Consider the following 12,571-nt stretch of genomic DNA (forward strand, 5'->3'; position numbering starts at 1 on the left):
GAGCGCAGTCATGTCAGGCCCGGCGGCGCTGGAGGACGTCGTCCAGGTTGCCCAGGGCGTTGGCCTTTCCGGCAGCCTGGGACTTGCCGAAGGGCGTCTGGGCCGCGGGCAGGGCGGGGGCGGATCCGGCGTTCTTCAGGATCGGCTTGCCCACAGGCTTCGGCTGGGCAGGAAGGTCCAGCGGTTCGGGTGCCGGGCGGCTGGCTTTCGCCGCGTCGACGTACACCGGCTTGGGCACCTCGACGGGCTGCCAGCGGACGTCCGCGGCTGCGCCGGGCGCCTTGGTGTCGCCGGCGGCTTCAGCCACCTTGAGGGCGGCTTGGCGCAGTTCGACGGCGGTCAGGCGGGCGGCTTCGCGGCCGTGGGCTTCGGCGTCGAAAACCGTGGTGTCGCGCGGCTCCGCCGGAACGCTTGCCGTGGCTTGCTTCCGCGCCGGGGACATCGCCGAACGGAACGCCGCTTCCATTTTCGCCCGGCGGTCGCGGACGGCGAGGCGGCGCAGCAGCAGCACAATGCCGGCAACCGAGAACAGGGAGAGCACCGGGAGCCAGGAAGGCGCCAATGCGAAGAGGCGAAGGACGCCGGATACGACAGCCGTCAGCAGGAAGAGCAGGCCGGCAAGGGCCAGGGCGCAGCGTCCGTATCTGAGCTTGAACGCCGGCTCCCGTACGGCAGCGCCCAGCTTGCCGGCGTCGCCGGTTCCGGTGCTCGGTGCGGGTGCGGTGCTCTGCATCGTCTCCATCGCTTTCTCCTGCTGGGGGGCCGTTTTGACGCCCGTCACGGCTTGCAGCCGGGGCGCCTCTGCGGCCTCTTCGTCCATGGGAACCACGGCAGCGGGAAGGAGCTGTGCACGACGGTTCCGCAGTACGTATGGAGCCACCCAAACAATCCACAGGGCAACAGCGACAACAAGGATCACTGAGCTGCTGAGAGGGAAGTCCACATTCAAAACCGTAGAAGGAAACACAGGGGCGCCGCCGCATTAGCCGCGGTGTGTCGCACCAGTTGCATCAAATGAATGGACTATGTGGTCCGCTCAGCCGTTCCGGCTGCGCAGCCAGGTGCTGAGCAGGCCCTCCGGGACTTCCTCCGAGGTCAGCGCGAAGCTGCGGTGATCGGCCCAGCTGCCGTTGATGTGGAGGTACCGTTCCCGGTAGCCCTCGTCCCGGAAGCCGAGCTTTTCGACCACCCGCAGGCTGGGCCCGTTTTCCGGCCGGATGTTGATTTCCATCCGGTGCAGGCCCAGCTGCCGGAAGCAGTGGTCGGTTACCATCGCGACGGCGGTGGGGGCGATTCCCCTTCCCGCACGGTCCTGGTCCACCCAGTAGCCTAGTGTTGCCATCATGGCCGATCCCCAGGTGATCGAGGAGACGGTCAGCTGGCCCACGATCCGGGGTTCCCGGATTCCGGGAATGCGTTCGGCGATGACGAAGGGCAGGGCCGAAGCCTGGCGGGCCTGGGCATTCAGGGACGCCACCATCTGCCGGTAGTTCGGAAGCGCTCCCCCCGGGGCCGGGTTCGAGGCTTCCCAGGGGGCCAGCCATTCACTGTTCCGGGACCGGACCTCGGTCCATTCCTGCTTGTCCCGGTAACGGATGGGGCGGAGCAGCAGATCGCCGCTTTCCAAGGTCACCGGCCAAATGGCCGAACCCCACACGGAGGTTACTTGCCGAGCCGGGAGGCAAATCCCGGAAGCCAGTCACGCAGGCCGGGGCCAAGGTCTTCACTGTCGCAGGCCAGTTCGACGCAGGCCTTGAGGTAGCTCAGCTTGTCGCCGGTGTCGTAGCGGCGACCACGGAAGATGACGCCGTAGACGCCGCTGCCTTCACCGTCGCCTTCCGCGAGAACCTGGAGGGCATCGGTCAGCTGGATTTCGCCGCCGCGGCCGGGTTCGGTCTTCTCAAGGACCTCGAAAATCGCGGGATGCAGCACGTAGCGTCCGATCACGGCAAGGTTGGACGGCGCCTCACCCACGGCAGGCTTCTCCACAAGGCCCTTGACCCGGACGAAGCCCTCGTCGCCGAAGGGCTCGACGTCGGCACAGCCATAGGAGCTGATCTGCGAAGGTTCCACCTCGATCAGCGCCACGACCGACCCGCCCGTGCGGCTCTGGAGGTCGATCATGTCACTCAGCAGGGAGTCCTGGGCGTTGATGAGGTCATCGCCCAAAAGGACGGCGAAGGGTTCTTCGCCCACGTGCTGCTTGGCACGCAGCACCGCGTGGCCGAGGCCCTTGGGGTCGCCCTGGCGGACGTAGTGGATGTCGCCGAGGTTGGTGGCTGCCTGGATGGATTCAAGCTTCGCGGTGTCACCCTTGGCCTCGAGCGTGGCTTCCAGCGCGGGCACCCGGTCGAAATGATCTTCGAGGGCACGCTTGTTGCGCCCGGTGATCATCAGGACGTCATGGAGGCCCACGTTTACGGCTTCTTCGACGACGTATTGGATGGCCGGCTTGTCGACGACCGGCAGCATTTCCTTTGGCATCGCCTTGGTGGCGGGCAGGAACCTGGTGCCGAGCCCGGCAACGGGGATGACGGCCTTGCGGACGGTGCAGTTTTTGGAAGTCACCGCTCTAATCTAACGGAATGCGTCACACAATGGGCAACAGCAGTTGTGCGCCGGTGCGCCATAATCAGGGGCAGGCAGCGTAGTTTGCTTCCGGGATCCGCGAGCAGGAATGGAAAGCGATGACTTTGAAGGACGAAATCCGTGCCGGACACCGTGCACGGCGCAAGGCCCTGGACGCCGCACAGATCGAGGAGGCCGGAAAAGGCATCGCACTGCATGGAATGGCCTGGGCGGCGTCCTTGCCCGGCGGGGATTCGAAAACGTTCGCGGTCTATCTCGGCGTCGGCCACGAGCCGCCCACCATGCCGTTGCTGGAGGCGCTTCACGAAGCCGGCCACAGGGTGCTGCTTCCCGTGTGCGAGGACGACCGCCAGCTGAGCTGGGTGGAATGGACCCCACGCACGGCCTTCCACCGTTCCCGTTTCGCTCCGATCGATGAACCCGACGGCGAGCGGCTGGACGGTTCGGTGGTCGCCGGAGCGGACGGGATCTTCCTGCCGGCCACCGCCGTCGACGGCAGCGGCAGCCGGATCGGCCAGGGCGGCGGCTACTACGACCGCCTCCTTGCGAGGCTGGACGCCGCCGGGCAGCGGCCCCCCGCCGTCGCCGTCGTCTACGCCGGGGAGGTCCTGCCCGCGGGGACCATTCCGGCCGAGCCCTTCGACAAGCCGGTGGCCGGCGCCCTGACCCCCGACGGCGAAGTACGGTTCGCGGGGTCCTGAACCTGCCCGGTCCGGCAGCACCGAGGCGGCCGCCGGTGTTGTCCGCGCCACAAACACTGGCGGGCCCGGCCCCCGTCGATGATAGAATTGGCACTCAGGCCCTGAGACTGCTAAGGAACCACGAAGGTTCCGGACGCGGACAGGACCTGATGTTTGTCCCTGAGGAGGATCACCAGTGCCCACTTACGCCTACGCCTGCAAGGACTGCGGCCACGCCTTTGACATCGTCCAGGCTTTCTCGGACAGCTCGCTGAGCGAGTGCCCGGAGTGCCAGGGTTCGCTGCGCAAGAAGTTCAACAGCGTCGGCGTGGTCTTCAAGGGTTCGGGTTTCTACCGCACCGACTCCCGCGATTCCAAGGGCAGCACCGTTTCCGCGGCGCCTTCCGCGCCCGCAGCCCCCACTGCCCCGGCCCCGGCCGCTGCTGCCGCAGCAAGCTAAGCCGATCCCTTCCCCGGTTCCCCAGGTTTGGGGCTTCCCACGTCCCGGGTTTTCCACATGGCGGTTTTGTCCACATAGCGCGACCTGCCCGTTCTGCCGCCGGCGCGCTCTGGTTAGCGTGGCTTCATGCCAGCCAAACCAGCCCCCAGGTTCCTCCGCGGACGCTCCGGCTATACTCGGGCTTCCCGTCCGTCCGCTGCCCGGCGCCAAGTTCCTTCCACGCGCCAATTTGCTGTCCGGCGTCCGTTTCCTGCCCGGGCGGGAGCGTGGCTGCTGCGGAACCGGCGGCTTGCGGTCGCCCTGCTGCTCTGCCTCGCTGCAGGGATCGCGGTCCATCAGCTGACCCCTGCCTCCGAACACAAGATCCAGGTCCTGGTGGCAGCCCGGGACCTTCCGGCCGGGCTCTCGGTCGGCAAGACAGACCTGGTTCCGCGGGCGGTTCCTCCTGAAATCGTTCCGGCCGGAGCCCTGAGCGACTGGCAGGATGTCCAGGGCCGCCCGCTCGCTGCTCCGCTCAACAGCGGCCAGATCCCCACGGAAGCGCAGTTGCTGGGCCCTGGTCTCCTCACCGGCGCCGGAGCAGGAGCGGCCGCGGTACCTGTCCGGCTCGCCGATCCTTCATCGATCCAGCTCGTCTCGGCCGGGCAACTGGTCAACATTGTGCTCACCGCTTCGGATGGGCTGGGAGGAACAGGCGGAAAACCGGAGACCCTCGCCGCGGGAGTGCCGGTGCTTTGGACCTCGGCGCAGGGCGGCAAGACCGGAGACTGGCTGGGCACGCCGGATACCGAGGGACTCCTGGTGGTCGCAGCCAATCCGGCGCAGGCCGAAAAACTCGCCGGGGCCTCAACCCGCGGAAAGCTGTTCTTCGTGCTGGTTCCCTCCGCGCGCCCAGCGGCTCCAGCGGGCCCGTGAGCCCGCTGCAGCTCAGCCCCAGTGCGGTGGCTTCTGCTCCTTCAGCCACGCATCATGGTCGTAACCGCCATCGTCGCCCCAGCCGCGAGGTTCATCTTCCGACGCAACCTTGGGGAGGATCCCCTCGGGCGAGGGCTTCCGCCGCGCGCTGGATTTCCCGGCCGACGGCCTTTGCTGGCTGCCCTGGTCCTTCTTGTCGTCCCGGGCTTCGGCGTCCATGGTGCACTACTCCGCTTCTTGTTGCTCTTCCGGGCTTGCCTGCGCTTCCGCGTCCGTTCCCGGGGACCGCGTGTGGTCCGGTTCCAATTGTCCGTCATTCCGCTCACCGGCGGCCGGGTCTCCGGCCTCCAGATCGTCAGCCTGAAGGTCAAGGAAGCCCTGCTCCCTCTCCGTGTACGGCCTCGCAGCTGTTTCGAGTCCGAGGTAGGAGCCGATCCTGTCGGCGCAGGAGGACGGATCAGTGAAGACTTCAATGGTCCACAGGGACATGTAGCGCCAGCCCATGCGTTCGAGCAATTGGGGGCGGAGCCTGCTGCGCTCCCTGACACTCATGCGCCGGTAACGCTCCGTACCATCGGATTCGATGGCCACGGGTGTGGGCAGTTCGCTGTCGTCCCGTCCGATGGTGAGCATCGGGTCCGCCGCGGCGGCGATGTCCAGGGCGCCATCATAGTGGTGCCATACGCGTGCACCGCGCGCCCGGAGGCGCTCGCCCAGGTCTGCGACGAGGGGATCCTCGCCAAGCGCCTGCTCGCTGGCGGCAGCCCTGATCGCCGGCGTGCCGAGCGTGGAGTTCCCGGAGACTTCGCGGTCCAGCAGCTCATAGAAATCCACGGCACCGTGGGAGAGACGGTCAAGGTCGAGGTCTTCCGGACGGAAGCAGCTCAGCACGTGCAGGGACCTGCGCGACCGGGTCATGGCAAGGGCGAACTTGTTCCGGCCACCCTCCACGGAGAGCGGCCCGAAGCTGTGCAGGGCGCGTCCATGCGGGGTGCGGCCATAGCCGAGGGAGAAAATCACGTGGTCCCGGACCAGGCCCTGTGCGCGCTCAAGGTCCACCACGCGGAACGATTCCGGACCGGCACCGAAGAAACCGGCCAGAAGCGGATAGTTCGGCAGCTGGAGGCGGATTGCTTCACCGATCCTGGCCGCGTGCCGCAGGCTTGCCGTCACGACAGCCAGGGAGGTCCTCGGGCGCAGGCTCGCGTGTTCGAACACGAGGTCGACCACCCGATTCACTTCGGCCGCCACCGACTCGACCCCTTCGTGGTCGGAGCTGGGCAGGCCCGTGCCGTCCGGGATGTATTCGACCAGCACGGACCGGTCGAGCCCGGTGACGGACTGTCCGTCGGGCAGCCGGCGCAGGCTGCCGTCGTAGTGGTTCTTGCTCAGCTGCAGGACGAGGTCCTCGTCCACGGCGCGGTAGATCCAGTTCAGCTGCCAGGTGGGCAGGACGCCGGCCAGCGCGTTGAAGGCACTGTCCACCGTTTCCTGGCCGTTCGTGCCCGGGAACCGGGGTTCGACCGCCACGCTGAAGCTGCGTGCGACGGCGGTCTTCGGGTCGCCGAACGCGATGACCTGCCTGGCACGGGCGATCGCGGGAAGTGCCGCCTGGAGGGAGGTCGACGCTGCATCGAGGATCACGACCGCGTCAAAGGACTGCACGACGGGCAGCAGGCCTGTCAGCAGGTGGGGACTCAGCGACCAGACGGGCACCAGAAGCGGCACCAGGTCCGGTGCCTGCGCGCTCAGCGCGGGCAGGGTGATCCGGCCGTCCTTGATGAGGTTCCTCAGGAGTTCAGCCTGCCGCGGCTGTTCCGCGATACCCGCCCGCCACCGTTCGGCGAGCTGCCAGCGGAGGCGTGCGGCGCCGCTAGCCACGTGGGCCTGGTCTGCCAGGCGGTACTCCGCTTCGAGCTTGCGCAGGGATTCGCCGTCGGACATCGCCAGGTAGTCATCGCCGCTGATCATGGCCTCAAGCGCGGACTGCCACCAGGCCAGGTCGAGCTCCGCCGCGACGGACTCCGGGCCGACCTCGCGTGCGGCGAGGTCGGCCAACAGTTCACCCAGGCCGTGCTCCCGCATGTTCTCGACGAGCAGTGTGCGCTCGGGAAGTGTTTCCAGGGTCTCGGTATCCGCCACGAGGGATTCCAGGCGCGCCATGAGCTCGCCGTACGGCGTCTCGTGGAGCTTGCCGCCGTCGCGGGTGTGCTTGAGGCACGTGCCCAGCCGGACAAGTTCGCGGTCGAGATCCCGGTAGGCGCTGCCGAGCTCCGCGAGCCCGGACGGTACCGCCGGGTGGCGCTGGCTGGTCGCATAGCCGGCCCAGAGGCTGCGCTGTTCCTGCACGAGGACCAGGGAACTGTGCAGGTCAGCAATGTGCACGCCGGGCCGGACGTACTCCTTCGCCACGCGGCGCAGGCGCGAACGCTGCATGGACGGCATCTCCAGGCCGCGTTCGCGCCGCCATGCCGAGGAGGCCGTTGCCGAAATGAGGTCGTGGACGGGCCGGTCGAAGATGTCCGGGGTGAACTTGTCCAGGCTTTCCCGGACAGCCATCAGCAGCTCCAGCTGGGCTCCCCATTCGGCGAAGGTGCTTCCCAGCCTGATCTCCGAGTGCCCGGCGAGTGCCACCATGCGTTCACGGAGGACCGGCAGCTGTTCGTGGGCGGCACGGGCAAGCTGCTGCGCTTCCTCGGTTTCCTTGCGGGTGACCAGCCGGGCGCCGTACCAGGGGCTGTTGACCGCGGAGCTGCTGAAGCTGCCCAGTTCCGCAGCGCGGCGCAGGCGTCCGGCCAGTTCCTCGCGGTCCTTGATGCTGTCCAGGACGCTGCGCTTCAGGCGGACCGTGGTGGCGGGGGCGGGGTGGATTGCGGTCAGCTCCGCCAGGGACTGCATTGCCTGGTAGGGGGAGCATCCCCACCGCTCGCGGACGTTGTGCAGGGACGCGACGTGGTCCATGAGCGCGTGCCGGTGCTCGACAAGGGTCTCGTGCAGATTGCTGAGCTGCGGTTCAAGGGACTTTTCGTTGCGGATGATCGCGCTCACCAGCTGGGTCTTGAGCTGCTGCGCCGGAACACCGTTCCCCGGCCGGAAAAGCAGGGACTCGAGGCCGAGGGCCTCCATGCCGCTGGCGAGGGCGTTGAGGCTGGTCCGTCGCTCCCCCACGACCAGGACTGACCTGCCTTCCCCGACCAATGCACCGATGGTGTTGATCGCGGTCTGCGTCTGGCCGCTGCCGGGCGGGGTGCTCACTACGAGGGAATCGCCGGCGCGGGCTGCATCGATGACGTACTGCTGGTCGGTATCGGCGTCCAGCAGCAGGAGTTCGTCGGCGGGGTCGCGTTCGTCCAGGCCCGGGAAGCGGCCGGCCTGCAAAGGAGGCGGCACAACCTCCCCGCCGTTGGCCCGTTCCGCCAACGAGGCAACGATCGTGTTGCCTTCGTTGATCCACGGATCGTCGAGGTTGCCGGAGAGGTCCGCAAGAGTGGTCACGAGGAGGTTTGGGGAGACCTCCGCGCCGTGGATCGGCTTGACCAGCGTGCCGATCCGGTCCAGGACGGGCAGCGGGTCCAGCCTGGCCGTGTTGTACGCCATGCGGCCCACCGCGGCGGCGTCGAACACAATGCCGTGGACGGTCTTCAGGTGGCGGACCAGCGCAGGGTTGATGGCGGCCTGCTCGGTGAGCTGGAGTTCGTAGTCGTCCTCGCCGGGGCGTGCGGTAAGGGAAATGCCGGCAAGCATCACGGGGGCGGAAACACGCTGCGGTTTCCCGCCGACGGCGGACGTCCAGACGACGGTTCCGCAGGACAGGTAGCCTGCATCGACGCCGCGGTCATTTGACAGTTCGAAGACCTTCGAGCGCAGGTTGCGCGCTGCCCGTGCGGCCACGATGTACTGCTGGCGGTCACGGATCAGCGTCGAGAGCCGGGTACGGCGTCCGGCCAGGAGCTGGGCGAGGCCGGAGGGATGGCCATTGCTGAGGTCGATTGATCCTTCGGGGGTCTTCACGAAGCGCAGCATGGTGTCCGCGCCAGTTACCGATTTCAGCCCGGAGAGCCATTTCCTGAGCTCCGGGGAGCTCTCCTCCTGGCTATGACCTACAGACACCGCTGCCTTCTTTTCTGTACTGGCTTGAGACGACTTGGACCAAATCGGCATACTTTCGAGGGTAGCCGGAAACGGCCGGGCCTGAGGGACCGCAACACTGGCCGCCGGGCAAATTCCCCGTGATTCAGCCGGAAAAAGCAAGTGGCCGGCCTCCCGGAAGAGGCCGGCCACTCAGGACCTTATTCCCACTCGATGGTTCCCGGCGGCTTGCTGGTCACATCGAGCACCACGCGGTTGACACCGTCAACCTCGTTGGTGATCCGGTTGGAAATCCGGGCCAGGAGCTCATAGGGCAGTCGCGACCAGTCGGCGGTCATGGCGTCTTCGGAGGACACCGGGCGCAGCACGATCGGGTGGCCGTAGGTGCGGCCGTCGCCCTGGACACCGACGCTGCGGACATCGGCCAGCAGCACGACCGGCATCTGCCACACCTCGTTGTCGAGGCCGGCGGCGGTCAGTTCCGCGCGGGCGATGGCGTCGGCCTTGCGCAGCAGGTCCAGGCGTTCCTTGGTGACCTCGCCGACGATGCGGATGCCGAGGCCCGGGCCCGGGAAGGGCTGGCGGCCAACGATTTCCTGGGGCAGGCCGAGCTGGGCACCGACCGCACGGACCTCGTCCTTGAACAGGGCGCGGAGCGGTTCGACAAGCTCGAACTGCAGGTCCTCGGGAAGGCCGCCCACGTTGTGGTGGCTCTTGATGTTTGCCGCACCTTCGCCGCCGCCGGATTCGACGACGTCCGGGTACAGGGTGCCCTGGACGAGGAACTTGATGCTCTCCCCCTCGGAGGCAGCCTGGGCGATGATGGCCCGCTCGGCTTCCTCGAAGGCGCGGATGAACTCGCGGCCGATGATCTTGCGCTTGGTTTCGGGGTCGCTCACGCCAGCCAGGGCGTTCAGGAAGCGTTCCTGCTCGTTGGCCACGTAGAGGTTCACGCCGGTGGCGGCGACGAAGTCCCGTTCGACCTGCTCGGCCTCGCCTTCGCGCAGCAGTCCGTGGTCCACGAACACGCAGGTGAGCTGGTCGCCGACGGCGCGCTGCACCAGCGCGGCGGCGACGGCGGAGTCAACGCCGCCGGACAGGCCGCAGATGACCTTGGCGTCGCCGATCTGTTCGCGGATCCGCTCGACCTGCTCTTCGACGATGTTGCCGGTGGTCCAGTTGGGCTCGAGTTTGGCGCCCTTGAAGAGGAAGTTCTCCAAGACCTGCTGGCCGTTGGCGGAGTGCTTCACCTCGGGGTGCCACTGGACGCCGTAGAGGCCCTTTTCCTCGTTGGCGAACGCCGCCACGGGAGCACCTGCGGTGGTGGCCAGGACCTCGAAGCCTGCGGGTGCTTCGTGCACGGAATCGCCGTGGCTCATCCAGGTGTTCTGGGACTCCGGGGTGCCCTCGAGGATGGAGCGCGCGGCGCCCACGGTGGTGGCTTCGGTGGCACCGTATTCGCGCAGGCCGGTCTGGGCTACCTTGCCGCCCAGCGCGTTGGCCATCGCCTGGAAGCCGTAGCAGATGCCGAAGACGGGAACGCCGGCCTCGAACAGATCGGCTCCGACGCTCGGAGCACCCTCGGCGTAAACGCTGGAGGGGCCGCCGGAAAGGATGATCGCTGCCGGGTTCTTGGCCAGGAGCTGCTCGGTGGTGAAGGTGTGCGGAACAATTTCCGAATACACGTTTGCTTCACGGACGCGGCGGGCAATCAGCTGCGCGTACTGGGCACCATAGTCAACAACCAGCACCGGCTTCTGGGAAGTCTGGGGCGCGGTGGGAGTAGTCACCAGAACAGCCTACTTTGCCCGGCTGCCCCGGTGCATCTCCAGTCCCGCCAACGGACACCCAAAACGGGTCGTACGTCAGCAATCTCACACCGGGTGGGGCTCAGTAGCGCTTGGAAGCCTGCGGGTTGGCGGCCAGTTCGGCCTCGACCTCGGCGTGGAACTTCTTCTCCACGATGAAGGACATCAGCGGCACCACACCGCCCAGGGCGAGCAGGATGAACTTGGTGAACGGCCAGCGCATGAGGGACCACAGGCGGAAGTCCGAGATCAGGTACACCACGTACATCCAGCCGTGGACGATCAGCACCATCACCGACAGGTTCACACCGCCGATCACGCCCTTGGGGTCGGAGCCTGCCAGGCCGAAGCCGAAGGGCCGGCCGGTCAGTGCGTCCGTGCCGCCGGCGTAAAGGGATACACCGAACACGTAGCGGGCGATCAGCTCGACGCACAACAGCAGGAGCATGATGCCGGTGAGGTAGGCCATCAGTTTGTAGAACTTCAGCGCCGAGCGGATCTGCGCTTCGGTCCCGCCGAAGCGGCGCTTCCTGGCGGCCGGGCGGCCGTCCGTGGCGCCGGGCTGCGAGGCACCGGATTCTGAGGGGATTGCCGGTTTCGGCTCAATCATGGCTGCACCTTTTGTTCTGGATCGCTTGCTGTTGGCGTTTCGTCGTCCTGGCCGTCGTCATCCGGGACCTCCTCTTCGAGGTCGCGGCGGTAGTCGTCGGCCATCAGGCGCCACCAGATGTAGAGCGCGAAACCGGCGAAGACCACCCATTCCACGGAGTAGAAGAGGTTCAGCCAGTTGATTTGCTGTGCCGGCGGCTGGGCCGGGATGTTGAGTGCCTTCATGTCCGCGGGCAGTTCAACGGCCTTGCCACCGCTGCTTTCGGCACTGGCGGCAACGAACCCCGGATAGCTGGACACGTCCCAGCGGTTGATGAGTTCGGCTACCGAGACCGCAGAGGCGCGCCCCGCACCGGCGTCGACGTTCGGCACAGGCGCTTCCGAAGGAAGCAGCCGTCCCGTCAGCTCAACAGTGCCCGACGGCGGCGGGCCGGCCTGGCCGGGTTCCGCCACCCAGGCGCGGGCCACCGGGATCCAGGTCTTCGCGGAGGCGCCGGCGCCGCGCAGGGCGGGTGCGCCGTCGACTGCGAAGGCCGAAACGACCCAATAGCCCTTCTTGCCGTCCTTCAGCCGCCCTTCCACGAGGACCTGCTTGGCGGGGTCGTAACTGCCGGTGGCGCTGACCATCTGGTCCGCGACGGAACCGGGGAAGAAGGTGCCGGGCTGCAGGACGGTGGTCAGCGCTTTGCTTTCCTCGATCTGCGGAGACACCGGGACTTCGCTCTGGGTGGACCGTCCGAACTGCCACTGGCTCAGCAGCACGAACACCCCGGAAAGCAGGAGCGCAAAGACAAGCCCTGCGATCCAGCGGGGTTTCAGAGCGGTTTTCAACACCCCTTAACCGTACTTCGTCAGGCTGTAGAACAGCTAAACGGGCCTGCGGAGCCAGCCCCTGGCGCCCGGCAGCCGGGTCCAAACGCTAGTGGTCGAAGAACACCAGGCTGGAGTTGATCAGTTCAGCGATGACTTCGGGGTCGTGGGCGCGTCGCAGGGATTCCCGGAAGGATTCCTTGGACAGTGAGCGGGCCATGGTGGCCAGGACCTCGAGGTGGTCCGAGAAGGAGCTGGGCGGGGTGGCGATCAGCAGGACCAGGGTGGCGGGCCCGTCCGCAGCGCCGAAGTCCAGGGCGTGCCCGAACTTGGTGACGCCAACCGCGATGGAAATCCGGGACACGAACTCGCTGCGGGCGTGCGGCAGCCCGATGCCCCCGGGCAGGCCGGTCGCCATCTGGTGTTCGCGGGCGTTGACCTGGCCCAGGAAACCGTCGAGGTCGGTGATACGGCCATGGGCGTGGAGGCGTTCGGCAAGCTGCGCGGCGGCTTCACCCTTGTCCGCGGCTTCCATTTCGAGGATGACCAGGTCCGGTGTGGTCAAGTCCGCATCATACGGGTCCAATGTTTCCGCCAAAGTGATTCCCTCC

Annotated in this window: 12 protein-coding genes; 3 read left to right on the forward strand and 9 right to left on the reverse strand. The window is 67.2% G+C overall.

Translation table 11 applies throughout. The features are described from left to right. Positions 1-13: 13 nt before the first annotated feature. From ACN9M4_RS14110 to galU, 3 genes are all read right to left on the reverse strand, one after another. On the reverse strand, positions 14-880 hold the full coding sequence (locus tag ACN9M4_RS14110) for a hypothetical protein (RefSeq protein WP_426298903.1): 867 nt from the start codon (positions 878-880) through the stop codon (positions 14-16). A gap of 156 nt (positions 881-1,036) precedes the next feature. Next, positions 1,037-1,657, reverse strand: coding sequence for a GNAT family N-acetyltransferase (locus ACN9M4_RS14115; RefSeq protein ID WP_426298905.1), 621 nt, complete (start codon positions 1,655-1,657; stop codon positions 1,037-1,039). Positions 1,658-1,662: 5 nt separating this feature from the next. After that, positions 1,663-2,568, reverse strand: a complete 906-nt coding sequence (gene galU / locus ACN9M4_RS14120; protein WP_426298907.1) for a UTP--glucose-1-phosphate uridylyltransferase GalU — start codon at positions 2,566-2,568, stop codon at positions 1,663-1,665. 119 nt (positions 2,569-2,687) lie between these two features. Between galU and ACN9M4_RS14125 the strand changes: the two genes are divergently transcribed. The 3 genes from ACN9M4_RS14125 (at position 2,688) to ACN9M4_RS14135 (ending at position 4,644) form a co-directional block, all read left to right on the forward strand. Continuing rightward, entirely contained in the window at positions 2,688-3,290 is a 603-nt protein-coding gene (locus ACN9M4_RS14125; RefSeq protein WP_426298909.1) for a 5-formyltetrahydrofolate cyclo-ligase, read from the forward strand. Positions 3,291-3,465: 175 nt separating this feature from the next. Then, a complete protein-coding gene (locus tag ACN9M4_RS14130) occupies positions 3,466-3,729 on the forward strand; it encodes an FmdB family zinc ribbon protein (protein ID WP_426298911.1) in 264 nt (87 codons plus the stop codon). A gap of 126 nt (positions 3,730-3,855) precedes the next feature. Then, positions 3,856-4,644 carry an RcpC/CpaB family pilus assembly protein gene (locus ACN9M4_RS14135; protein ID WP_426298913.1) on the forward strand — a complete coding sequence of 263 codons (789 nt, stop codon included), beginning with the start codon at positions 3,856-3,858 and terminating at the stop codon, positions 4,642-4,644. A 12-nt stretch (positions 4,645-4,656) separates the two neighbouring features. Here the strand turns inward: ACN9M4_RS14135 and ACN9M4_RS14140 are convergent, their stop codons facing one another. The 6 genes from ACN9M4_RS14140 to ACN9M4_RS14165 form a co-directional block, all read right to left on the reverse strand. After that, complete coding sequence (locus ACN9M4_RS14140; protein ID WP_426298915.1) at positions 4,657-4,863, reverse strand: hypothetical protein; 207 nt, start codon at positions 4,861-4,863, stop codon at positions 4,657-4,659. Positions 4,864-4,869: 6 nt separating this feature from the next. After that, on the reverse strand, positions 4,870-8,805 hold the full coding sequence (locus tag ACN9M4_RS14145) for a DUF4011 domain-containing protein (RefSeq protein WP_426298917.1): 3,936 nt from the start codon (positions 8,803-8,805) through the stop codon (positions 4,870-4,872). A gap of 128 nt (positions 8,806-8,933) precedes the next feature. Continuing rightward, positions 8,934-10,523 (reverse strand): glutamine-hydrolyzing GMP synthase, encoded by a 1,590-nt coding sequence (gene guaA, locus ACN9M4_RS14150; RefSeq protein ID WP_426298919.1) that lies wholly within the window; start codon positions 10,521-10,523, stop codon positions 8,934-8,936. Positions 10,524-10,623: 100 nt separating this feature from the next. Then, positions 10,624-11,151: a DUF3817 domain-containing protein gene (locus ACN9M4_RS14155; RefSeq protein WP_426298921.1), complete on the reverse strand. Its 528-nt coding sequence runs from the start codon at positions 11,149-11,151 to the stop codon at positions 10,624-10,626. Further along, positions 11,148-11,984, reverse strand: a complete 837-nt coding sequence (locus ACN9M4_RS14160; protein WP_426298923.1) for an SURF1 family protein — start codon at positions 11,982-11,984, stop codon at positions 11,148-11,150. Before ACN9M4_RS14160 ends, ACN9M4_RS14155 begins: the two co-directional genes overlap by 4 nt. Before the next feature lie 85 nt (positions 11,985-12,069). After that, entirely contained in the window at positions 12,070-12,558 is a 489-nt protein-coding gene (locus tag ACN9M4_RS14165) for a PTS sugar transporter subunit IIA (RefSeq protein ID WP_426298925.1), read from the reverse strand. Positions 12,559-12,571 lie beyond the last annotated feature (13 nt).

It is taken from the genome of Arthrobacter sp. R-11, from assembly GCF_049913155.1.
Lineage (GTDB): Bacteria > Actinomycetota > Actinomycetes > Actinomycetales > Micrococcaceae > Arthrobacter.

Coding starts and splice junctions, on each gene's coding strand:
- ACN9M4_RS14125 (WP_426298909.1), top strand. CDS start 2,688: ATGACTTTGAAGGACGAAATCCGTGCCGGACACCGTGCACGGCGCAAG.
- ACN9M4_RS14145 (WP_426298917.1), bottom strand. CDS start 8,805: ATGCCGATTTGGTCCAAGTCGTCTCAAGCCAGTACAGAAAAGAAGGCA.
- ACN9M4_RS14155 (WP_426298921.1), bottom strand. CDS start 11,151: ATGATTGAGCCGAAACCGGCAATCCCCTCAGAATCCGGTGCCTCGCAG.
- ACN9M4_RS14140 (WP_426298915.1), bottom strand. CDS start 4,863: ATGGACGCCGAAGCCCGGGACGACAAGAAGGACCAGGGCAGCCAGCAA.
- ACN9M4_RS14135 (WP_426298913.1), top strand. CDS start 3,856: ATGCCAGCCAAACCAGCCCCCAGGTTCCTCCGCGGACGCTCCGGCTAT.